Source organism: Micromonospora sp. NPDC005163 (assembly GCF_053599835.1).
In genome coordinates, this window is sequence record NZ_JBSFYP010000164.1 from 1 (window position 1) to 1,339 (window position 1,339).

1 protein-coding gene is annotated in these 1,339 nt (G+C 68.7%); it reads right to left on the bottom strand.

Translation table 11 applies throughout. From position 1 onward, the window contains the following. Positions 1 to 145: 145 nt before the first annotated feature. Complete coding sequence (locus ACWD6N_RS37730; protein ID WP_450006758.1) at positions 146 to 1,099, bottom strand: NAD(P)-dependent alcohol dehydrogenase; 954 nt, start codon at positions 1,097 to 1,099, stop codon at positions 146 to 148. Positions 1,100 to 1,339 lie beyond the last annotated feature (240 nt).

Genomic DNA, 1,339 nt, shown 5'->3' on the forward strand with positions numbered 1-1,339 from the left:
AGCTGGCCACGCCGGAGCCGTCGCAGCCCCACCCGTCGCACCGATCCGCGGACAACTGAACCGGCCAGCGGCGGCAGGCGTCCGTCCGCTCATCGACAGATCCGGGTGTTTCCGGCGCCGATCGCGGAAAATCTGCGGTCGCTGGTCAGTTGACGCTCACGACGACCTTTCCAAGGGCGCGCCCCTTACCCACGTGGGCCAACGCCTCGGGCGTCTCGTCGAGCGTGAAGGCCCGGTCGATGTGGATGACGAGGTCACCCGCCACGCAGAGATCGGCCACCGGTTCGAAGTGGGTCGGCCCTTCCCGGACGGCGAGCACGCCCAGCCGGCGGTGGGTGAGCCGGCCGGCCACCGCGCCGATCGTCAGGACGCGCAGCAGCGCCGAGACCGATCCGCCGACGCACCGGTAGCGGCCGCCGGGGGCCAGTGCCCGGCGGTAGGCGAACACCGATCGGTGCGCGACCAGATCGAGGATGAGATCGTACGGGCCGCTGCGGGTGAAGTCCCGGCTGCGGTAGTCGATCACCTCGTCCGCGCCGACGGACCGCATGAAGTCGAGCTTGCCCGCGTTGTCGACGCCGGTTACCTGGGCGCCGAGTCGTTTGGCTAGCTGGATCGCGAATGCGCCGGATCCTCCGCCGGCGCCGTTGATCAGGACCCGGTTGCCGGCTGCGGCGCCCGCGGTGCCCTGCTGTGCGATCACGCCCGCCTGTGGGATCGCCGACGCCTCGGCGAAGGTCAGGGCGGCGGGCTTGCGGACCAGGACCGATTCGGGCGCGATCGCGTACTCGGCGAAACCGCCCTTGAGCATGAGGTTGTCGCCATACACCTCGTCACCGGGTCGGAACCGAGTGACGGCGGAGCCCACCGCGTCGACCCATCCGGCGATGTCCGAGCCGAGGGTCCGGCGTGCCGGGGAGCGCAGCCCACCGATGCGCGAATACAGTGGCGAACCTCGCAGAGTCTCCCAATCGCTCAAATTCACCGAGGTCGCCGCAATCTTGACGAGCACCTGTCGGGCAGCGGGGGAGGGCTTGGGGAGATTCTCGATTCGCAACCCATCCGGAGGCCCGTACCGGTCGTACACGACTGCTCTCACCTGGTACCACCAGCCCTTCGGGAAAGTAGGCCAGCCGCAGCACCCGATGCGTTCAGGGCCAGCAGCCTACGCCTCTTACTTAGCACGGCGGGACAAGCGGCTGGTCGACAAGGAGGCTGCACGGAGGGCCGGGGTTCCTTCCACCTGTTCCGCACCGGGTTTGATGGAGACATCGAAACCTGGGAGGAACACCAGCGATGCCCGCACCGAAGAAGTACCCCGACGAGCTGCGTGAGCGTG